Genomic DNA, 20,936 nt, shown 5'->3' on the forward strand with positions numbered 1-20,936 from the left:
CGCAAACAACTCCCCGTCATGCCCGGGCAGAAGCGCGTTTTCGCGCTAGGTGTCCCGGGCATTCACGTCTTTTTTTGTGCGCGACTAAAAAGGCAAGACGTGGATGGCCGGGTCAAGCCCGGCCATGACGAAATGGGGGGTGTTCCGGCGCGTGGTACCCACCAACCCCGCTTGCTTTCCGGCCCTTTTGGCCCCAAATAAGGACCGGGAGATTGGCGGTGGACGAGCCACTCGCCAACCGGGTCAGGTCCGGAAGGAAGCAGCCCTAACGAGGTCCGGATCGGGTCGCTCGTCAGTCTCCTACCTGTTTTTCGAGCGAATCGCGCCAGGGGCGGAGAGGTCCGCGCCGTGCGCCTGATTTCGTTCCTTTCCGCAAGCCGGCCCCGAGTGACAATCAATTGCGGATCGACCGATGAGTGATGCTGGCGCTCCCCCCGACAAGTCCGACGGCGCCGGCCAAGGCGGTTTTGCTCTTGGCCAGGGCGAGACCGCCAAGCCCTACCGGGTGCTGGCACGAAAATACCGCCCCTCCAGTTTTGACGACCTGATCGGCCAGGAGGCCATGGTCCGAACCGTTTCGAATGCGTTCGAAACGGGCCGGATTCCGCAGGCCTGGATCCTGACCGGCGTCCGCGGCGTCGGCAAGACCACCACGGCGCGGATTCTCGCCCGCGCGCTCAATTACGAGAAGCCTGATGGCTCGGTGAAGGGGCCGACCATCCACATGCCCGACCTCGGCGTGCACTGCCAGGCGATCATGGAAAGCCGGCACATGGACGTGCTGGAAATGGACGCCGCCTCCCATACCGGCGTCGACGACGTCCGCCAGATCAATGACAGCGTGCGCTATGCGCCGGCCAGCGCCCGCTACAAGATCTACATCATCGACGAAGTCCACATGCTGTCGACGGCGGCCTTCAATGCGTTCCTGAAGACGCTGGAGGAGCCGCCCGAGCACGCCAAATTCGTCTTTGCCACTACGGAAATCCGCAAAGTCCCGGTCACGGTGCTGTCGCGCTGCCAGCGTTTTGATCTCCGCCGGGTCGAGGCGGATGTGCTGATGGGGCATCTCTCCAACATCGCAAAAAAGGAAGGCGTCGAGGTCGAGCCCGAGGCGCTCGGCATCATCGCCCGCGCCGCGGAAGGCTCGGTGCGCGATTCGCTCTCTTTGTTCGATCAGGCGATCGCGCATGCGGCGGGCCTGGTCCGTGCCGACGCCGTGCGGCAGATGCTCGGTCTCGCCGACCGCACCCGGGTGATCGATCTGTTCGAGCATCTGGCGCGCGGTGATATCGCCAGCGCCTTTGGCGAATTCCGTGCCCAATATGACGTCGGCGCCGATCCGGTCGTGGTGCTGTCCGACCTCGCCGAATTCGTCAATTTCGTCACCCGCGTGAAGATCGTCCCCGCCACCGCCGATAACGTCGCGTTCGGCGAGACCGAGCGCGTCCGCGCCCGCGAATTTGCCGCAAAGCTCTCGATGCGGGTGCTGTCGCGGATGTGGCAGATGCTCCTCAAGGGCATCACCGAGGTGCAGACCGCAACCCGGCCGGCCGCCGCCGCCGAAATGGTGCTGGTCCGCATCGCCTATGTCGCCGATTTGCCGACGCCCGACGAGGCGATGAAAATGCTCGACCAGAACGGCGGCGGATCGCAGGTTACCTCCGGCAGCGCTGCACCGTCACGGGCTGCGCCGACTGCACCGGCATCTTCAATGTCTGCCGCTTCGCCGATGCGCGCGCCTGCTTCGCCCCGCTCCGGCGCGGAAGCGTTCGCGCGGCCGCAAATGTCGCCCTCGGCGCAAGCCGAGTCCGCACCCGTGCTGCGGCTCGCCACTTTTCCGCAGCTCGTAGCCCTTTGCCGGCGAGAAGCGCGATATCCTGACCAAGCAGGCGCTGGAATCCGATATGCGCCTCGTTCGCTTCGAGGACGGGCGGCTGGAAGTGGCGCTGGAGCGCAATGCGGCGCGGGGGCTGGTCAACGACCTCTCCCGCAAGCTGGAATTATGGACCGGGCGGCGCTGGACCGTGGTCGTCTCCAACGAGGCGGGCCAGCCGACGCTGCGCTCGCAGAATGAGCAGGCGAGGAACGAGCACGCGCGTGCCGCGGAGGCCGATCCGCGGGTGCAGGAGGTGCTGGCGCGATTTCCCGGCACCAAAGTGGTCGAGGTGCGCCGGCTTGCCGCCGAGCCGCCGGAATCCAATATTAACGCTGACGACCTGAACGAGAGTTCCGACGGCGACGACGACTGATCGAACTCTCAAGAGGACGAACGAATGGCTGATTTCCTCGGCATGATGAAGCAGGCAGCGCAGCTGCAATCCAAGATGCAGGCGATGCAGGAAGAGCTCGGCAACGTCGAGGTCGAGGGCATTTCCGGCGGCGGACTGGTGGCCGTGCGCATGACCGCCAAGATGGAAGTGAGGGGCGTCAAGATCGACCCGTCACTGATGAAGGCGGAAGAGCGCGAGGTGCTCGAAGACCTGCTGGTGACCGCGCACAACGACGCGCGGCGCAAGGCGGAACTGGCGATGCAGGAAAAGATGCAGGCGCTGACCGGCGGGCTCGGCCTGCCCCCCGGACTTGGCCTCACCTGAAATGGCCGCCAGCGTTGCCGGCCCCGAGATCGAACGTCTGATCCAGCTCCTGGCGCGCCTGCCGGGGCTCGGTCCGCGCTCGGCGCGGCGCGCGGCGCTGCACCTGATCAAGAAGCGCGAAGCGCTGATGATGCCGCTCGCGGGCGCCCTGCAGGTCGCGATCGACAAGATTCAGGTCTGCAAGACCTGCGGCAATATCGACACGCAAAATCCCTGCACGGTGTGCACCGACCCGCGCCGCGATCCCTCGACCATCGTCGTGGTCGCCGACGTCGCCGATCTCTGGGCGCTGGAACGGGCGAACGCGACCAACGGCCGCTATCACGTGCTCGGCGCCACATTGTCACCACTCGACGGCGTCGGTCCGCAGGACCTGACCATCGATGCGCTGGTGGCGCGCGCGCACGAATCACAAGTCGGCGAGATCGTTCTGGCGCTGAACGCAACGGTTGATGGCCAGACCACCGCCCATTACATCACCGATCTCCTGCAGGACGCCAACGTCAAGGTGACCCGGCTCGCGCATGGCGTGCCTGTCGGCGGCGAGCTTGATTATCTCGACGAAGGTACGCTATCGGCTGCCATGCGGCAGCGAACGCTGTTTTAGCCAACACAACGGAACTGATCGACATGACGAAACGACGATTCGGCAAGCGCTCCTGTTTTGTTTTCATGATGGCGGTGGCCTTCGCCGCGCCGTCCGCGGGGGCGCAGCAGGCCGATCCGAAGCCCGGCAAGCCGATCAATGCCGGCGATGTCCTGTCCGGTGAACTCAACGCCATGAAGGGCGGCAAGAAGAGCAAGCGCGCCGCGACCTACCAGATCACCAGCGAACCGCGCCGGCTGCCACCGCCGAACGGGCTATGCAATCTCGAAACCGGACCCGAGACGTTCCAGCTCGTCACCTCAAGCGACGCCCAGGCCGCGCAGCTGAAGAACTTCATCGGCAAGGAAATATCCGTCAAGGTCGACGAGGTCGCCTGCGCGCAGGACGCCGGGCAGATGAGCGAAGCCGTCATCACCAAATGGAGCGTGGTGACCAAGCACTAGGATCTTTCACGCGGATCGGGCGCTGGATTATTGTTGTCGGACGAACCTCGTAGCCCGGATGGAGCGAAGCGCAATCCGGGATTTCTTCGCCGCGGTCGGACCTGCCCCGGATTTCGCTTCGCTCCATCCGGGCTACAAGTGACTAAACCTTCACCGGCCCCAGCGCCTCGAAGTGTCCGCGGCGCTGCAGCCAGGCGAGCAGGATCAGGCTCGGGATTGCGACCAGCATGCAGATGACAAAAAACATCGGCCAGCCGGTTGCCTTCGCCACATAGCCTGCGCCCGATGAAAGATACGTCCGCCCTACGGCCGCCAGCGCCGTCAGCAACGCATATTGGGTCGCGGTGTGCAGCGGATTTCGGCACAGTGCCGAGAGATAGGCGACGAAGATCACGGTGCCGATGGCGCTGGTGAAATTTTCCGCCGTGATCGCGAACGCCAGCGCCCACTGATTGACGCCGACAAACGCAAGCCACGAGAACGACAGGTTGGCGACCGCCTGCAGCACACCGCCGATCCACAGGCTCGTCGTCAGCGAATAGCGTCGCGCCACGAAGCCGCCGGCGAAGCCGCCAATCAGGGTCGCCGCGAGGCCGACGCCCTTGACGATCGCGGCATAGTCGTTGCGGGTGAAGCCGAGGTCGATCACGAACGGCGCGGTCATGGTGCCGGAAAACGCGTCGGTGAACTTGAACAACACCACGAAGGCGAGCACCGCGAAGGCGTCGCGGCGGGCCAGGAATTCGGAGAACGCGCCGATCGCGGCATGCAGCACGCGGGTGAACGCGCTTTCACTGCGCGTCGCAGCCTCGGCGCGCGCGGACTGCTCGGGCTCGGTCGCGACAAGGGCCGTGATCGTGCCGATCAGCACCATCGCGGCCATCACCACATAGCCCCACATCCACGCCGCGCTGCGTGTGATGCCGGTGCCCTCGAATCCGCTGACGATGAACAGCGCACCGGCAGTAGAGACCAGCATGCCGATCCGATAGGCCGCGACATAGGACGCCATGCCGGCGGCCTGCTCGCTCTCGGGCAGGCTCTCGACGCGAAACGCGTCGACCACGATGTCCTGGGTGGATGACATGGTCGCGACCAGCAGCGCACCGAGCGCCACGAATAGCGGCGAGCGCGCCGGGTCCGTCAGCGCCAGCAACAGGATCGCTCCGATCAACAGCAATTGCGAAAACACCAGCCAGCCGCGGCGGCGACCGAAGGCGCGGGTGAAAAATGGCACATGCAGCGCATCGACCAGCGGCGCCCAGAGGAATTTCAGCGTGTAGGGTGTGCCGACCATTGCGAACAGCCCGATGGTGACAAGATCGACGCCGGACTCGCGCATCCACACCAGAAGTGTCGAGCCCGATAGCGCCAGCGGCAGTCCGGAGGAGAACCCGAGCATCAGCACGATCAGCACGCGCGGCTGGAGATAGACAGCCAGGCCGTCACGCCAGGAAGGTGAGGGGGGCGGCGTGGCTGATGCTGGGGCGGCGTCAGGTGCTGTCATGAAGAGGTGTTAGCAGAGATTCGGGCCGCAGAAAGACAGTTATCTCCACCCAACGGCTGTCATCGTCCGCGAAGGCGGACGATCCAGTATTCCGCGAAGTCCGTGATTAGCAGTGACGCCTCGGAATACTGGATACCCGCCTTCGCGGGTATGACAGCGGAAACTGGCATGTGCCCGGGAAAGTCAGCCGCCTGCTATGCCCGGATAAAGATCGTCCCAATTCGGATTGAGCTCTTCGATCAGTCGGATTTTCCAAGCTCGATTCCATTTCTTTAGTCGTTTCTCGCGAACTATCGCATTCTCAATATCATCGAACTGTTCGAAATAGACCAGTTTGTGAACGCCATATCGCTTCGTGAAGCCTTTCATGAGTTCGAGACGATGCTCACCAACCCGTCGGATGAGGTCATTCGTCACGCCGATGTAAAGTGTGCCGCCGATGCGGCTGGCGAGAATGTAGACGTAGTAGCTGCGTGCTCCCATCTGCCGTCTCTGGAATACTGGGTCGCCCGGTCAAGCCGGGCGATTTTTGTCGCTGCAGCCCAAGAAATACTACTCCCCCGCCTGCAGCTTGCGCGGGGCGGGGAACAGTTCGGCCGTCTCACTCTTGACGAAGCGCGGCACTTCCACCGGCGCATCGGTCTTGCTGAAATCGAGTTCCTCGATTCGCCCGGCGCGCTTCTCGATCTTGTCGGCGGAAATCAATATCTGCCGAACGTCCTCGTTGACGTCGCCAAAATGCTTCTGCAGCTTCAGCACGCGCTCGCGCAGGCGCCCCAGATCGTCGCCGAGGTTGAGCACCTCGGTGCGGATCTGGTCGGCGGCATCGCGCATGCGCGCGTCTTTCAAAATCTGCTGCATCACCTGGATCGCCAGCATCAAGAGCGAGGGCGACACCAGCACGACGCGGGCGCGGTAGGCCTTCTGGATCACGTCGTCAAAACCGTCGTGGATTTCGGCATAGACCGATTCCGACGGCACGAACATCAGCGCGGTATCCTGGGTCTCGCCGGTGATCAGATATTTCTCGGCGATATCGTTGACGTGTTTCATCACGTCGTTGCGCAGGCGCTGGGTGGCGAATTTGCGCTCCTCGTCGCTGCGCGCGTCGTGCAGCGCGGTCATCGCTTCCAGCGGAAATTTCGCGTCGATGCAAAGCGGGCGCTGGTCGGGCAGGAACACCACGCAATCCGGCCGCTTGCCTGATGAGAGCGTATACTGGAACTCGTAGGAGCCCTGCGGCATGCCGTCCTGCACGATCGCTTCCATCCGCGCCTGGCCGAACGCGCCGCGCGACTGCTTGTTGGCGAGCACGTCGCGCAACGTGGTCACTTGAGACGTCAGGTCGGTGAGGTTCTTGTGCGCGTTGTCGATGATGCCAAGCCGCTCGTGCAGCACACGCAGGCTGTCCATGGTGTGGCGCGTGGTCGCTTCCATCGACTGGCCGACGCGGTGCGTCACCGAATCCAGCCGCTCGTTGACCGCGCGCGCCATCTCGGCCTGGCGGCCGGCCAGCGATTGGGCCATGGCGTCCACCCGGCCGGTCGACTCACTCTGCGCCCGCAGCATCTCGCTCAAGCGCTCTTCCAACTCGTCGGCGCGGATCGCCTGCGCCATCGCCAGTTCCGCACCCCGGCGGCCGGAGCGGGCAATGACGATGGCAATCGTCAGCAGCAGCAGCAAAGCGAGCACGCCAAAACCTGCCAGCGCCTCGCCGACGTGAATCGGCAGATCGCCGACGATGAAGAGAATTTCATTCATGCCCGACTTGTAGCCCGATTCGCCGGCTTTCGCGAACGAAGAGGGAACATTTATGGTAAATGAGGGATTAATTTTCGTGGTTAACGCCGCCTTAAAAATCATGGTTAAGGCCGCCTTAACGGAGGCCCCGGCGCATTGACCGCGACAAATCAGCAGCTTAAATCGCGCGCTATGGCCTTAAGAGAAATCATCATCCTGCCGGACAAGCAATTGCGGCTTGTCTCCAAGCCCGTCGAGAAGGTGACGACGGAGATCCGCAAGCTCGCCGACGATATGTTCGAGACCATGTACGACGCGCCCGGCATTGGGCTCGCGGCGATCCAGGTCGCGCAGCCCTTGCGGCTGATCACCATGGACCTCGCCAAGAAGGACGAGAACGGCGAGACCAAGCCGAGGCCGCGGGTGTTCATCAATCCGGAAATCATCTCCTCGTCCGAGGAATTGTCGGTCTACGAAGAAGGCTGCCTTTCGATCCCCGAATATTACGAGGAGGTCGAGCGCCCGGCGCAGGTTCGCATCCGCTTCACCGATCTCGACGGCAAGGTGCACGAAGAGGACGCCGACGGCCTGTTCGCCACCTGCATCCAGCACGAGATCGACCACCTCAACGGCGTGCTGTTCGTGGACTATCTGTCGAAGCTGAAGCGCGACCGCGTGATGAAGAAATTTACCAAGGCCGCCAAGCGCGCGGCGGAGTAATTCGCGATTCTCTCAGCCGTCATGGCCGGGCTCGTCCCGGCCATCCACGTCCTTCGCGCCAGGAAGGAAGAACGTGGATACCCGGGACAAGCCCGGGCATGACGGATAGACCTAGCTCAGAACGGGTTCGTCCGCGCCATGTCCCTCCGCCTGATCTTCATGGGCACGCCCGATTTCGCGGTGCCGACGCTGCTGGAACTCGTCGCCCACGGCCACGAGGTCGTGGCCGTCTACACCCGCGCGCCGAAGCCGGCGGGGCGCGGCATGAAGCTGCAGCCGACGCCAGTCGAACAGGAAGCGCGGCGGCTCGGGATTCCCGTGCTGACGCCGACGACGCTGAAGACCCCGGAAGCGCTCGACGAATTTCGCGCGCACCATGCCGATGCGGCCGTCGTCGTCGCCTACGGCATGATCCTGCCGCAGGCCATCCTCGATGCGCCACCGCTCGGCTGCTTCAACCTGCATGCCTCGCTGCTGCCGCGCTGGCGTGGCGCCGCGCCGATCAACCGCGCGATCATGGCAGGTGATGCCGAGAGCGGCGTGATGGTGATGAAGATGGATATAGGCCTCGACACCGGCGATGTCGCGATGGCCGAGCGGCTGGCGATCACGGACACCATGACCGCCGCCGATCTGCATGATGCGCTGGCGCCGCTCGGCGCCGACTTGATGGTGCGCGCGATGGGTGGGCTCGCTCGCGGCGGGCTGCAACTCCAGAAACAGAGCGAAGACGGCGTCACCTACGCGGCCAAGATCGAGAAGGCCGAAGCGCGGATCGACTGGACGCGGCCCGCGCGCGAAGTGCTGCGGCACATTCACGGGCTGTCACCGTTTCCCGGCGCCTGGTGCGAGCTGCCGGCGGAAGCGGAACCGGTACGCCTCAAGATATTGCGCTGTGAGCTCGTCAACGGCTCGGGTGCGCCCGGCGACGTGCTTGACGACAATCTTGCCATCGCCTGCGGCGACCGCGCCATTCGTATCATCGAGCTGCAGCGCGCCGGCAAGGCGCCGATGAAGGCCGCGGAATTCCTGCGTGGCACGGCACTGAAGCCTCCCGCGCGGCTAAACTGATGCCCCGCTACAAACTCATCATCGAATATGACGGCACGCCGTTCTCGGGCTGGCAGATCCAGGACAACGCGCCGACCGTGCAGAGCGCGCTGGAGACGGCGGTAAAGGCGATCTGCGGCGAGGACGTGCGCGTCCATGGCTCGGGGCGCACCGATGCCGGGGTGCATGCGCTGGCGCAGGTCGCGCATTGCGATATCGAAAAGCCGTTTCCGCCAGGGCGGCTGCGCGATGGGCTGAACGCGCATCTGCGTCCGCATCCGATTGGCGTGCTCTCGGCGGAAATCGTTGCCGATGATTTCGAAGCGCGTTTCTCCGCCAAAAGGCGTCACTACCGCTACCGCATCACCAACCACCGCGCCAATCTCGCGCTCGACATCAAGCGAAGCTGGCGGATACCGCGTCATCTCGATACGGACGCGATGCACATCGCCGCCCAACGCCTGCTCGGCAAGCACGATTTCACGACCTTTCGCGACACCGAATGCCAGGCGAAATCGCCGGAGAAGACACTCGACCAGCTCGACGTGATCAGGGACGGCGACGAGGTTTCGATCCTCACCTCCGCGCGGTCGTTCCTGCACAGCCAGGTGCGCTCGATGGTTGGCTCGCTGGTCTGGGTCGGCGAAGGCCGCTGGAGCGCCGACGACCTCGCCGCCGCACTCGCCGCGCGCAACCGCGCCGCCTGCGGCCCCGTGGCGCCGCCGGAGGGGCTCTATCTGGTGCGGGTGGAGTATTGATTCAGTGATCTGCAGAAGCGGCTCTCAACCGCTTCTGCATTGCTGAGACTCGTCCCTCATTTCCGATCAAGCCCGCCCAACTTCGTCAGGCAACGATCCCGAAGCCCCGCCATTTCACCGGAGAGACTATCGCGGTTACGGAATCCGAGCCGGCGACCTTCATGCAGAATGCAGGTGCTGAGGAGAGTTTTTTCATCGATTTCACGAGCGCGAACCCCGAAGGAATTGATCAATCCAGAGAGCATACAGCCGTGCACATCGGATTTTTCGGATAGCAAGACAATCGTCAGGAAAATGTCTTGCGCGTCGTCCGATCTTGTCGCCGTGAGGCATTTTATGTCGTCAACGAGTCGATTCTCCAGATCGCCGATTATGTCATCCGGGATGCCCAAGCTGCGGAAAGCTTGCTTGTCGTTCTTGAGGCGGGTGAATACCTTTGTGTCGTGAAAGATCGCAATCGAAGAGCTCTTCTTTGGGGTGTGCTCTATCGTCAGCCCTGCCGCCACGGCTAAGCGATCGAGGCTCCTCTCAACCAGGGGACGCCTATCAAGAGCGAGATCTCCAATGTCAAAGTAGTTAAACGAGGGATCGCTTCGCGAAAGGGCCACGACCTCGCCGGTCGCCTTGATGCGAGCCCAGACAAAGTCATCAAGAATCTGAATATCTTGAGTGTGGGCGGAAAAGCATCCAAAACTTGCGACCAGTGCTCCAACTGCCGACAAAATCCGGCGACGGCACATGTTGAGGTTGCTCTGCCTCGTGCTCACTCAAAATACCTGTCCAGCACTCCGCGATAGATCTTCGTCAGTTTCTCCAGATCCGACACCGGCGTGCGTTCGTCGATCTGGTGCATGGTCTGGCCGACCAGACCGAACTCGATCACCGGGCAATAGCCCGAGATAAAGCGCGCATCCGAGGTGCCGCCGGAGGTGGAGAGCTCCGGCTTGCGCCCCGTGACTTCCTCGATCGCGCTGACAGCGAGATCGGTCAAGGCGCCGGGTTTTGTCACGAACACGTTTGAGTTGGAATATTCCCAGACGATACGGGCGCGGATGCGGTTGCCGCAGGCTTTGGCCAGGCGTTCCTCGACCAGCGCGCGCAGCGTCTCCTGGGTGTGGTTGTCGTTGAAGCGGATGTTGAACTTTGCGCGCGCCTGCCCGGGGATCACATTGCTTGCGGTGTTGCCGACGTCGACGGACGTGAATTCGAGGTTGGAAGCCTGAAACTGCGCGCTGCCGTGATCGAGCGGCTCGTCGGAGAGCGCCACGATCAGCCGCGAAATATCCGGCACTGGATTGGCCGCGCGGTGCGGATAGGCGACGTGGCCCTGCACGCCGTCGACATAGAGCGTACCGGATTGCGAGCCGCGGCGGCCGATCTTGATGCAGTCGCCTAAGACCTCAACATTGGAAGGTTCGCCCAGCACGCAATGATCGAATTTCTCGCCGCGCTCGGCGCACCATTTCAACAGCTTGATGGTCCCGTTGACGGAAATGTCCTCCTCGTCGCCGGTGATCAGAAACGAGATCGAGCCCTTCGGCTTGCCGCCGACGTCGGCGAGATATTGCAGCACCGCCGCGACGCTGCAGGCGATGCCGCCCTTCATATCGACCGCGCCGCGGCCATAGAGGAAACCGTCCTTCACCTCGCCCGAGAACGCGCCGAGCGTCCACGCGGTTTCGTCGCCGGGCGGCACCACGTCGGTATGTCCGGCAAAGGTGATGTGCGGCGCGCTGTCGCCGATGCGGGCGTAGAGGTTGTCGATGTCCGATGTGCCGGGCTCGCCGAAGGTGACGCGATGCACCTCGAAGCCGGCGTCCTTCAGCAGGCGTTCGAGGACGCCGAGCGCGCCGGCATCGGCAGGAGTGACGGACGGGCAGCGGACGAGGTCGCGGGTAATGGTAACGGCGTCATTCATACCCCGGCTTAACACGCCAAACCGGCGGCGGGCCAGCCTTGTGCGGCACCATTTCGATCTCGCTCTGCTGGTCCCACGGCGGCCGCGTATCGGGCCGCGGCTTCGGTGCAAGCGGGTCGGCGCCGAACCGGTTGGTCTTACGCGAGCCCTTCAGACAGTACATCTCGATGAAGCCCCACAGGTAGAGCGCACCCGTGGCAAACGCGAGCGGCAGGTCGGCAGGTGAATCCGGAAGCCGGTCTGCAAACTGGTTGTAGAGGCCGGGCACCGCGAAGAACGGCACCATCCACCAGCCGCTCTTGTCGCGGTCATGCAGCCTCTTGATGGAGATCGCGAAATAGACCCACATCAGCGGCGATGTCACGAACAGCTTGACGACGAGCCGGGGCAGGTCGGCCCATGTCAGCGACCGGTACGCTTCGGGATCGACGAGCTTGAAGAGATCCGAGGCGCCGAAATGGAAGGCTGTGCCGCCGCCGAACAGGCTGTGGATCGCAGCGATCGCCGTCCCCACCGCCATCATCAGCGCCAAGAGCACCAGCCCCGCGAGCCACAATTTGGCGCGGTTGATACGGCCGTCAAAGCGGAACAGGTACCAGGTCCAGTCCATGCGAAACTCCGCAGCCGCGGCAAACCGCGGCTCCGGACATTGGTCGCATGGGCGGCCGATCGGTTCGAACGCTACCGCTCGACCCGGTAGACCCGCTGGCCGTCGATGACGAGAACTTGCCCGTCATCCGCTGCCGGCGCCGCAGCGCTCGGCGCGGGCATAGCGAGCGGCCCAGGGCCGGCCGTAGGCCGCGGCTGTGGTGCCACGAAGCCGTCCTTCGCCTGCTTCCACATCTGGAAGTTCTGGATGCCGTTGGATATCTGCAGATTGTAATCCGTGCCGATCGAGCGTTGATCGAGACTATTTCCTGCCGGCATGTTTCCAAACCAAGGCATCGGATCAATGACCGGAGCGGGCGGTGGTCGTTGAGTAGGGGGAAGTATACTGGTTCGCGCCGGTACTTCCGCCGTCATGTGGCACGAGAGACAGGATGATATGGGGTTATCGACGGGGCCGTTGAGCCTACCGAGATAGCCGAGATGCTGCGGGGTCCGCAGGTCGGGATTGATCCAGCTCTGCGTCACCCGCTTTCCGGCGTCGAACGCCGCCTGATTGAGGTCGGGATCATTGCCCCACATCACGCCGACCGGCACCATCCGCTCCCACCAGCCAGCGCCGCCGCGGCTGCCATCGTAGGAATAGGTTGCGAACACCCATCCGGTTTCAGTGGCGCGCCTGTCCCTGATCGCCAGGTCCATTTGCAGCAAACGGACCTTCTGGATCGATCGCGCGGTGCCGGTCGTACATCGCGTATCGCCCGCGGTCAGCGTGTTGATATTGGCGTCCCATTCCAGCGTGTCGTTCAGGTAGGGAACCTGATCGAGGGATGCGGCGGTAAACAACAACTTGGCGGCGACAGTCCCCTCGGGAAACAGCGCCTTGAGGGGATCGGGCGCGTCGGGATTGGCCCAGACTTGCCCGAGAACATAGCCGCCCGGCGCATTGAGAAAGCCGACCGCCCAATTCTGCGCGCATACGGTTTGTTGCGGTCCAAGTTCGCCCGTTTCCCCCGGCCGCGGCGCCGGCGTGAAGCGTTCACGCGTCAGACCTCTGACGAACTCGCGGCCCTTCTCGCCAGAATGCATCCACGGTGCGTGGTACCAGGGCCGGACGGCATTGTTCTGGACAGCCCAGTCGACTTCGCGGTTGCCTTCCTGCACGTAGTCGAAGACCGCCTTGATGTACTCTGCCGGCTTGGTATGGAAATCGATCTGCTGCCAGGGATAGGTCGGCGCAGGTGTTGCTTTCGATGGGTCGATGGTCGGGAATTGCTGACTCAACCGGAAAACGGGTCCGCGCCAGTTCGCCGGCACCGGATCATGCGAATCTGGAAAGGTGCCGGCTACAGCCGTGGCTGGAACGGCAAAAGCCAAGAACGTCGCACCGAGCAAGATGCATCTGTGCATGGGAAATCTCCCGCTAAAATAAACTTTGCTAAAATAATCGATCTATAATTGCATCTTCGCGCCTGCTACTCCAGCGCGAAGAGCACTGCGCACGGAGGATTGATCGGCGGACGGCAGCGTCGTCGCGGGGGATAACCTGTGCTGCAAAAGTTTTCGCGCGTCCCGCCTCAAATGGCGGGGCGCGGCGTGTTCGGATCGAATGAAAGCCTGGTTCTGTTTCCCGGAGCCGGTCGTGCCTTAATCCCGCAGCAGCTCGTTGATGCTGGTCTTGGAGCGGGTGCGCTCGTCGACGCGCTTCATGATCACGGCGCAGGCGGTCGACGGGCCGGGCTGGCCATTCTGCAGCGGCTTGCCGGGCAGCGCCCCGGGAACCACCACCGAATATTCCGGTACCTCGCCGATAAAAGTCTCGCCGGTTACGCGGTCGACGATCTTGGTGGAGGCGCCGAGGAACACGCCCATCGCCAGCACCGCGCCCTTGCGTACGATCACGCCTTCGGCCACTTCCGAGCGCGCGCCGATGAAGCAGTCGTCCTCGATGATCACGGGCTCGGCCTGCAGCGGCTCGAGCACGCCGCCGATGCCGACGCCGCCGGAAATATGTACGCGCTTGCCGATCTGCGCGCAGGAGCCGACGGTCGACCAGGTGTCGATCATGGTCGCTTCATCGACATAGGCGCCGAGATTGACGAAAGACGGCATCAGCACGACGTTGCGGGCGATGAAGGCCGAGCGGCGCACGATCGCGCCGGGGACGGCGCGAAAACCTGCGTCGCGAAAACGGTTCTCGCCCCAGCCCTCGAACTTCGACGGTACCTTGTCCCACCACGCGGCCTTGCCGGGGCCGCCGGGAATGGCGCTCATGTCGTTGAGGCGGAACGACAGCAGCACCGCCTTCTTCAGCCACTGATTGACCTTCCACTTGCCGTCAGTCCCGCGCTCGGCAACCCGCGTCTCGCCCTTGTCGAGCAGTTCGAGCGCGTGATCGACAGCCTCGCGAACCTCGCCCTTGGTCGACGTCGAAACGCCGTCGCGGGCATCGAAGGCGGCGTTGACGGTGGATTCGAGCGCGGACAGGGACATCGGGATTTCCTTAGGCTTTCGGGCGAAGTTGACGGGCTTTTTCGGGATTTGGGAGGGGAGAGTCAAGGCGGGATGTCGTCCCTGCGAAAGCCTCGTAGCCCGGATGGAGCGAAGCGCAATCCGGGACGGCTCTCCACTTGCGAGGGAGCCCCCGGATTGCGCTTCGCTCCATCCGGGCTACGAGGCGCTCAACCTCTGCAAAAACCCCGTCAAATCATCCGTGACATGATCGACGTAGGCCGCATCGCGGCCTTCCAACTCCCAATCCTCGCGCACCACTTCCTTTGCGCCGTCAGGCACCACCAGCACCGTGGTCATGCCGAGCTGGTGCGGCACCACGAGGTTGCGGGCGAGATCCTCGAACATCGCCGATTTCGAGGGATCCACGCCATGGACGCGCAAAAATTTGTCGTAGGTCTGCGGCGCCGGCTTTGGTTCCAGTTCGGCGGCGATGATGTCGAACACCGCCTCGAAATGCGCAGCCAGACCGAGCCGTTCCAGCACCGCGCCGGCGTGATCGGTCGAGCCGTTGGTCAGGATCAGCTTGCGCCCGGGAAGCTTTGCGATCGCAGCCCCCATCGCCGGATTCGGCTCCAGCGGCGAGTGATCGATCTTGTGCACATAGGCCAGATAATCGTCGGCGTGCACGCCATGCTCGGTCATCATGCCGCGCATGCTGGTGCCGTAGCGGCGATAATAATCCTTCTGGATCACGCGGGCTTCTTCCGCGGAGATTTTCAGAAATGCACTGATGAACTCGCCGATCCGTGCGTCGACCTGCTGCCACAGATTGACGTGGTGCGGGTAGAGGGTGTTGTCGAGATCGAACACCCAGGTCTCGATATGCGTGAAGGGGCGGGGCGAATTTGTTTTCATTTGCCGTCTCAATCCGTCGTCCCTGCGAACGCAGGGACCCATACGCCGCGGCGGTTATTGGTGTGCACGGTGCTTGTCGCCTTTGGTCTTGGGTGGCGTCGTAACCAAAACTCAGTTCGGTGGTTATGGGTCCCCGCGTACGCGGGGACGACGATAGAGTGGTGCAGTCCCATCACGGCATCGCAAATCGCAGCGTCTTGCCGCCGCTGCTCATATCGACCGGCGCAAAGCCGATCGGCGCAAGCCCGCGGGTGCCGCAATCGCCCTGTTCGCTAATTTCGAACTTGCTCTCGCGCGTGCAGAGCTCTTTCGCCCCGCCCCAGTTCAGCGGCCTGTCCCGGTATTTGATGGCGCGGTTTTCGCCGTCGATGGCTTCGGCAAAGCTGTAGACCTGTTTGGGTTGGCCGGTCACGTCGGGATGCAGGCACTTGCCGGGATCGATGCGGTACCAGCCGCGGCTGGTCACCGCCTTGCCGTCGTCGGTGGCGACCGCCGCCATGATCTTGTGCGGCGTGTCGTTGCACCAGGTCAGCCCCGAAGAGGACGGCTTCTGCACGGCCTCGATCATGGCGGTGAAGAAATTCTGCGACTGCACGATTTCGGCGGCGAGCCCGCGGCTCTTCAGGAACGCGGCGAGCGCGCTTTGCGTCTTCGGTCCGTCGACACCGTCGATCGGCGCGGCATCATAGCCCGCGATGATAAGCAGCCGCTGGATGCCGGCCAGCCGCGCCTGCTCGTCGTCATATTCGGAATCCTCCGCGAGGTAGGCGACGAGGTTGCCGTCATCGGTCCGCGTCGGCGTGATCTGGGTAAAGGGCGCAGGCGTCTGGTTGCCGCGGCACTGGCGGGCGGCGGCGATCACGAAATTCTCCGGGCCGATGCACAGCGTATCGCTGCCGTTCTGCGGGATCGGCGAGGCGCCGTAGACGCCAAGCGCGCGGGCATTCAAGAGGATGCGGTCGGCGGTCAGCGCGCCCTGCAGCACCACGCGGCAGGCGGCGGGATCGATCCGGAACCAGCCGCGTGTGGCGGTCGCTGCCTTGTCGTCGATGCCGATCGCGGCCTCGACCACATAGCTCATGCGGTTGCAGAGTTTCAGATCAGCAAATGCGGGCGGGGCGGAAACGAACAGCGAGATCGCCGCCGCCGGCAGCGCGAGGATCGTGCGTCTCCCATACCGCCGCATTCTTGCGCGGAGCGCGAGCGCAGGGGTCGGGGAGATCGCGCGGGTCACTTGTGGATCAGCGTGCCGGTGCCCTGGTTGGTGAACAATTCCAACAAGACCGCGTGCTGCATCTTGCCGTCGATGATGACGACGCCCTGCACGCCCTGTTCCAGCGCGTAGATGCAGGTCTCGACCTTGGGGATCATGCCGCCGGAAATCGTGCCGTCGGCGATCAGTTTTCGCGCATCCTTCACCGATAATTCCGGAATCAGCTTCTTCGACTTGTCGAGCACGCCGGGAACGTCGGTCAAGAGCAGCAGCCGCTTGGCCTTCAGCGCGCCCGCCACCGCGCCGGCAAAGGTGTCGGCATTCACGTTCAGCGTCTGGCCATCATGCGAGGTCGCAAGCGGCGCCAGCACCGGGATCAGCTCATAGCCGATCAACTGGTTCAGCAGCGTCAGATCCACCTTGTCGGGGTCACCGACGAAGCCGAGATCGACGGCCTTTTCGATGTTGGAATCCGGATCGACCATGGTGCGCGTCGTCTTCGACGCCTTCACCATGTTGCCGTCCTTGCCGCTTAGGCCCACCGCCTTGCCGCCGGCTTCGTTGATGTAGCCGACCAGCTGCTTGTTGACCGAGCCGGCCAGCACCATCTCGACGATCTCGATCGTGGCGGCGTCGGTGATGCGAAGTCCTGCGGCGAATTCGGATTGGATGCCGAGCCGCTTGAGCATGGTCGCGATCTGCGGGCCGCCGCCATGCACGACCACCGGATTGATCGCGGTCTGCTCCAGCAGCACGATGTCGCGGGCAAAGGCTTTTGCGGTTTCCTCCGCGCCCATGGCGTGGCCGCCATATTTAATGACGATGGTTTCCTCGTCATATTGCTGCATATGCGGCAGCGCTTCCGACAGGATGCGGGCCTGATCGAGCGGGCTGATATTCGGCGCTGATGTCATGAAGCGGGTCTCGCCATTCCAGATGTGGGCCGGGTTCTATCCGATTGGCGGGCAGGGCGCAAAGTGGGGAATTCTTACCTCCGCCTCGGCCAGGCCGCCGCCACGGCCAGCGCCAGCCAGCTCACAATCATCAGCGTCCCGCCAGTCGGCGCGGCAAAAGGAAACAGCCCGTGCCCCGCATAGTGCCGCAGCGTCAGGTCGCCGGCGAACAGACCGGCCGCGACAACGAATCCGAAAGCAGCTGCGATGCCGATTTTCGTGTGGACAATCCCGCGCTCGGCCAGCGCGACGGCGCCCAGTACGGCGCTGGCATGAAACAGCAGCATCGACGAGGCGGAAGCCAGCCGTGTCGCATCCGCGCCATGGGCGGAGGCGGCCGCCAGCATGACGCCGTCGGCGCCCATGATGGCCGCCAGCACGATCAGGATGCGGCTCGCGCGGTTCATCAGCCGCGCTCCTTCAACAGGCGCACCATCGCGGCGCGCAATTCCGGCATGCCGGCGCCGGAGCGCGAGGATGTCACCAATACTTCCGGAAACGCCGCCGGGTGTTTGGCGAGCGCCGCCGTGGTTTCGGCGATGTTCTTTTCGAGTTCAGTCGCCTTCACCTGGTCCGCCTTGGTCAGCACCACCTGATAGCTCACCGCCGACTTATCCAGCGTCTTCAGCACGTCCTGGTCGACATCCTTGATGCCGTGGCGCGCGTCGATCAGCACATAGACCCGCGCCAGCGTGGCGCGTCCTAACAGGAACTGATGGATCAGCTTGGTCCAGGACGCGACCTGGGTCTTGGGCGCCGAGGCGTAGCCGTAGCCGGGCATGTCGACCAGCCGCAGCCCTGCGCCGTCGGGGCCGTCGAAGAAGATCAGTTCCTGGGTGCGGCCCGGTGTATGCGAGGTGCGCGCCAGCGCGTTGCGGCCGGTGAGCGCATTGATCAGGCTCGATTTGCCGACATTGGAGCGGCCGGCGAACGCCACTTCCACGCCCGCCATCGGCGGCAGGGTTTCGATCGAGGGCGAGGCCCAAACGAACTTAAATTCGCCAGCGAAGAGTTTTCGGCCCTCTTCGATCAGCTTCGCATCGATGTCAGCGTTCATGCGCCGACGCTTAGCAAAGCGTGGCAGGGGACGAAAGGCGAATATGTCCGCCGATACCGGCAGGGCCTGGCGGACAGTTTCGCCGTCAAAACCGGTAATTCACGCCGAGGCGCGCGATGTGGCCGGTGAAATCGGCTTTGGCGTTGAAGATCGACGGAAAGTTGGGGTCGGTCATCAGGTGCGACAGGCTTCCAAGGTCGTAATAGAGATACTCGGCCTTGGCGCTCCAGTTGGCGGCAAATGCCCATTCGGCGCCGCCGACCGTCCAGCGCCGCCGCACACTGCAATACGGGTGAGCGACGTCGCCTACGCCTGCGGCTTCAACGAGGTGTCCTATTTCAACCGCTGCTTCCGCCGGCGGTTCGGCGCCTCGCCGACGCAAATGCGGGGAAGCTGAACGCGGGTCAAAGCGAAGCGCGTCTTCTCGGTCCCGAAAACGACTATGCCCGGGACATCTGGCGCGAAGACGCGCTTCGCGCTTTTGCCCGGGCATACGTCTGGATGGAAGTGCGACTAAACGGTCGAGTTCTTAGTCTCTGTCTTCACGCTTTTTTTTTGAAACGTCGCCTTGATGTTGTCGAACAGCTCCACCTTCACGCCGTTCTTGCGCATGATGTAGCTTTGCTGCAGCACCGAGAGCAGGTTGTTCCAGGCCCAGTAAATCACGAGGCCGGCCGGGAAGCCCGCGAGCATGAAGGTGAAGATCAGCGGCATCCAGTCGAAGATCATCTTCTGGGTCGGATCCGGCGGCGTCGGATTCAGCTTCATCTGGAACCACATCGTGATGCCCATGATGATCGGCCAGACGCCGAGCGCGAGGTAATGGCCGAACACCGGCAAATGCGTCGGGTCGAAAGCCAGCAACCCGAACAGGTTGAATAGATTGGTCGGGTCCGGCGCCGACAGGTCCTTGATCCAGCCGTAGAACGGCGCGTGGCGCATTTCGATGGTGACGAACAGCACCTTGTAGAGCGAGAAGAACACCGGGATTTGCAGCGCCACGGGAAGACAACCGGCAATCGGATTGATCTTCTCCTTGCGGTAGATCTCCATCATTTCCTGCTGCTGCTTCTGGCGGTCGTCGGGATAGCGTTCCTTCAGCGCCGCCAGTTGCGGCTGCACCGACTTCATCTTCGCCATCGAGGCATAAGACTTGTTGGCGAGCGGGAAGAACAACAGCTTCACCAGCACGGTCACCAGCAGGATCGAGAGGCCGAAATTGCCGACCAGGTGATAGAAATAGTCGAGCGCCAGGAACATCGGCTTGGTGATGAAGTAGAACCAGCCCCAGTCGATCAAGAGATCGAAATGGTTCAGCCCGAGCTGCTTGTTGTAGCCGCCATGGCCGGCCAGCGGGAAATTGATGCCGACGACGCCGGCTTCCTTGGCTCCCGCAAACAGCCGCGCATTGGCGCTGCCGGTGCCGCCGATCGCAATGGTCTGCGGATCCAGCAGATAGTCGGTCTGGTAGTGGCGCTGGGTGCCGACCAGATTGGAGGCGAAGCGGGCCGCCAGCTTGGCGGTGGTGTCGGGCAACAGCGCCGACGCCCAGTATTTGTCCGTGATGCCGAGCCAGCCATTGGTGACGTTGAAGGCGACGGATTTGGCGTCGTCGATTTTCTTATAGCCGTATTCCTGCAGGCCCTGCTCGCCGAGATAACCGATAAGGCCTTCATGCAGGATGTAGTAGCCCGAGACCTCCGGCGTGCCGTGGCGCGAGATCAGCGCGAACGGATAGAGCGTGACTGGCGCTGCGCCGACATTGCTGACGTCGTCCCTGATGGTGAAGAGATAGCGGTCGTCGACCGCAATGGTGCGGCGGAAGGTGAGGCCCTCGCCATTGTCGTATTTGAGTATCACCGGATTGCTTGGCGACAGATTGCCGGAGCCTTCCTGCTGCCACATCGTGTTCTGGTCGGGGATGCGCGCGGTCGAACCTGACGCCGGTACCCAGCCGAATTCCGCGTAATAGGGGTGCGCGGTATTCGAAGGCGAGTACAGCACGATCGCTGGCGACTTCGGATCGACGGTATCGCGGAATTTCTCCAGCGACAGGTCGTCGATGCGCGCGCCCTTCAGCGAGATGCTGCCGGAAAGCCGCGGCGTCTCGATCTTGATGCGGGGCGTGCCCGCAATCGCGGTGTCGCGGCTGACGATGGCCTGGGCCGCGCCCGGCTGATTGGTCGGCGTGGTAGCCGACGGCGTCGTGCCCGGTTGCGGGGTGGCGCCTGGGGTCGTCTGCTGCGGCGGCTTGGCGAGTTCGGCCTGGGTCTGGCTTTGCGCGCGCTGCCGCTCCATCTGCGGCGCGTTGTAGAAATATTGCCATGCGATCAGCACCAGGCCGGACAGAATGACGGCGAGGATGGTGTTGCGATTATCGGTCATCGTTTTGGGGTCT

The 20,936-nt window shown here is 63.3% G+C and carries 21 protein-coding genes, 1 other RNA gene and 2 pseudogenes; 9 read left to right on the plus strand and 15 right to left on the minus strand.

Going from position 1 to position 20,936, the window contains the following annotated elements; translation table 11 throughout:
* The first annotated feature begins 207 nt into the window (after positions 1–207).
* From ffs to V1283_RS40790, 5 genes and pseudogenes are all read left to right on the plus strand, one after another.
* Positions 208–304, plus strand: an RNA gene (gene ffs, locus V1283_RS40770) — signal recognition particle sRNA small type.
* 108 nt (positions 305–412) lie between these two features.
* Positions 413–2,252 (plus strand): annotated as a pseudogene (locus V1283_RS40775) (DNA polymerase III subunit gamma/tau).
* Between the two features lie 24 nt (positions 2,253–2,276).
* On the plus strand, positions 2,277–2,597 hold the full coding sequence (locus tag V1283_RS40780; RefSeq protein WP_334392209.1) for a YbaB/EbfC family nucleoid-associated protein: 321 nt from the start codon (positions 2,277–2,279) through the stop codon (positions 2,595–2,597).
* A gap of 1 nt (position 2,598) precedes the next feature.
* Positions 2,599–3,204, plus strand: coding sequence for a recombination mediator RecR (recR, locus tag V1283_RS40785; RefSeq protein WP_334392210.1), 606 nt, complete (start codon positions 2,599–2,601; stop codon positions 3,202–3,204).
* Between the two features lie 23 nt (positions 3,205–3,227).
* Positions 3,228–3,647: a hypothetical protein gene (locus V1283_RS40790; RefSeq protein ID WP_442895822.1), complete on the plus strand. Its 420-nt coding sequence runs from the start codon at positions 3,228–3,230 to the stop codon at positions 3,645–3,647.
* A gap of 142 nt (positions 3,648–3,789) precedes the next feature.
* On the opposite strand, the gene V1283_RS40795 is transcribed toward V1283_RS40790, so the two are convergent.
* The 3 genes from V1283_RS40795 to V1283_RS40805 all read right to left on the minus strand — a co-directional run bounded on the left by V1283_RS40795 (position 3,790) and on the right by V1283_RS40805 (position 6,915).
* Positions 3,790–5,154 carry an AmpG family muropeptide MFS transporter gene (locus tag V1283_RS40795; protein WP_334392212.1) on the minus strand — a complete coding sequence of 455 codons (1,365 nt, stop codon included), beginning with the start codon at positions 5,152–5,154 and terminating at the stop codon, positions 3,790–3,792.
* Between the two features lie 183 nt (positions 5,155–5,337).
* Positions 5,338–5,637 carry a GIY-YIG nuclease family protein gene (locus V1283_RS40800; protein ID WP_334392213.1) on the minus strand — a complete coding sequence of 100 codons (300 nt, stop codon included), beginning with the start codon at positions 5,635–5,637 and terminating at the stop codon, positions 5,338–5,340.
* 69 nt (positions 5,638–5,706) lie between these two features.
* Entirely contained in the window at positions 5,707–6,915 is a 1,209-nt protein-coding gene (locus tag V1283_RS40805; RefSeq protein ID WP_334392214.1) for a DNA recombination protein RmuC, read from the minus strand.
* 171 nt (positions 6,916–7,086) lie between these two features.
* Between V1283_RS40805 and def the strand changes: the two genes are divergently transcribed.
* The 3 genes from def (at position 7,087) to truA (ending at position 9,422) form a co-directional block, all read left to right on the plus strand.
* Positions 7,087–7,614, plus strand: coding sequence for a peptide deformylase (def, locus tag V1283_RS40810; RefSeq protein WP_247521734.1), 528 nt, complete (start codon positions 7,087–7,089; stop codon positions 7,612–7,614).
* A gap of 138 nt (positions 7,615–7,752) precedes the next feature.
* On the plus strand, positions 7,753–8,685 hold the full coding sequence (gene fmt / locus V1283_RS40815; RefSeq protein ID WP_334392215.1) for a methionyl-tRNA formyltransferase: 933 nt from the start codon (positions 7,753–7,755) through the stop codon (positions 8,683–8,685).
* Positions 8,685–9,422, plus strand: coding sequence for a tRNA pseudouridine(38-40) synthase TruA (gene truA / locus V1283_RS40820; protein ID WP_334392216.1), 738 nt, complete (start codon positions 8,685–8,687; stop codon positions 9,420–9,422). The genes fmt and truA overlap by 1 nt, the downstream gene beginning before the upstream one ends.
* 56 nt (positions 9,423–9,478) lie before the next feature.
* Here the strand turns inward: truA and V1283_RS40825 are convergent, their stop codons facing one another.
* The 11 genes from V1283_RS40825 to V1283_RS40875 all read right to left on the minus strand — a co-directional run bounded on the left by V1283_RS40825 (position 9,479) and on the right by V1283_RS40875 (position 18,818).
* On the minus strand, positions 9,479–10,189 hold the full coding sequence (locus V1283_RS40825) for a hypothetical protein (protein WP_334392218.1): 711 nt from the start codon (positions 10,187–10,189) through the stop codon (positions 9,479–9,481).
* Positions 10,186–11,340 (minus strand): succinyl-diaminopimelate desuccinylase, encoded by a 1,155-nt coding sequence (dapE, locus tag V1283_RS40830; RefSeq protein WP_334392219.1) that lies wholly within the window; start codon positions 11,338–11,340, stop codon positions 10,186–10,188. The genes V1283_RS40825 and dapE overlap by 4 nt, the downstream gene beginning before the upstream one ends.
* Positions 11,333–11,950 (minus strand): DUF805 domain-containing protein, encoded by a 618-nt coding sequence (locus V1283_RS40835; RefSeq protein ID WP_334392220.1) that lies wholly within the window; start codon positions 11,948–11,950, stop codon positions 11,333–11,335. The genes dapE and V1283_RS40835 overlap by 8 nt, the downstream gene beginning before the upstream one ends.
* A gap of 71 nt (positions 11,951–12,021) precedes the next feature.
* Positions 12,022–13,356 carry a hypothetical protein gene (locus V1283_RS40840; protein ID WP_334392221.1) on the minus strand — a complete coding sequence of 445 codons (1,335 nt, stop codon included), beginning with the start codon at positions 13,354–13,356 and terminating at the stop codon, positions 12,022–12,024.
* 237 nt (positions 13,357–13,593) lie between these two features.
* Complete coding sequence (dapD, locus tag V1283_RS40845) at positions 13,594–14,439, minus strand: 2,3,4,5-tetrahydropyridine-2,6-dicarboxylate N-succinyltransferase (RefSeq protein ID WP_334392222.1); 846 nt, start codon at positions 14,437–14,439, stop codon at positions 13,594–13,596.
* Positions 14,440–14,616: 177 nt separating this feature from the next.
* Positions 14,617–15,315 (minus strand): pyrimidine 5'-nucleotidase, encoded by a 699-nt coding sequence (locus V1283_RS40850; RefSeq protein ID WP_334392223.1) that lies wholly within the window; start codon positions 15,313–15,315, stop codon positions 14,617–14,619.
* 172 nt (positions 15,316–15,487) lie between these two features.
* On the minus strand, positions 15,488–16,501 hold the full coding sequence (locus V1283_RS40855; protein ID WP_334392224.1) for a DUF1036 domain-containing protein: 1,014 nt from the start codon (positions 16,499–16,501) through the stop codon (positions 15,488–15,490).
* Between the two features lie 44 nt (positions 16,502–16,545).
* A complete protein-coding gene (argB, locus tag V1283_RS40860; protein ID WP_334392225.1) occupies positions 16,546–17,442 on the minus strand; it encodes an acetylglutamate kinase in 897 nt (298 codons plus the stop codon).
* 74 nt (positions 17,443–17,516) lie between these two features.
* Positions 17,517–17,888 carry a DUF423 domain-containing protein gene (locus V1283_RS40865; RefSeq protein ID WP_334392226.1) on the minus strand — a complete coding sequence of 124 codons (372 nt, stop codon included), beginning with the start codon at positions 17,886–17,888 and terminating at the stop codon, positions 17,517–17,519.
* Positions 17,888–18,538 (minus strand): ribosome biogenesis GTP-binding protein YihA/YsxC, encoded by a 651-nt coding sequence (gene yihA / locus V1283_RS40870; protein WP_334392227.1) that lies wholly within the window; start codon positions 18,536–18,538, stop codon positions 17,888–17,890. Before yihA ends, V1283_RS40865 begins: the two co-directional genes overlap by 1 nt.
* An 85-nt stretch (positions 18,539–18,623) precedes the next feature.
* Positions 18,624–18,818: an outer membrane protein gene (locus V1283_RS40875; protein ID WP_334393418.1), complete on the minus strand. Its 195-nt coding sequence runs from the start codon at positions 18,816–18,818 to the stop codon at positions 18,624–18,626.
* 9 nt (positions 18,819–18,827) lie between these two features.
* Between V1283_RS40875 and V1283_RS40880 the strand changes: the two are divergent.
* A pseudogene (locus V1283_RS40880) lies at positions 18,828–18,935 on the plus strand (helix-turn-helix domain-containing protein); the annotation flags it as partial.
* Positions 18,936–19,051: 116 nt separating this feature from the next.
* Here V1283_RS40880 and yidC read toward each other — a convergent pair.
* Positions 19,052–20,923 (minus strand): membrane protein insertase YidC, encoded by a 1,872-nt coding sequence (gene yidC / locus V1283_RS40885; protein ID WP_334392228.1) that lies wholly within the window; start codon positions 20,921–20,923, stop codon positions 19,052–19,054.
* Positions 20,924–20,936: the final 13 nt, after the last annotated feature.

The sequence above is a fragment of the Bradyrhizobium sp. AZCC 2262 genome (genome assembly GCF_036924535.1).
Lineage (GTDB): Bacteria > Pseudomonadota > Alphaproteobacteria > Rhizobiales > Xanthobacteraceae > Bradyrhizobium.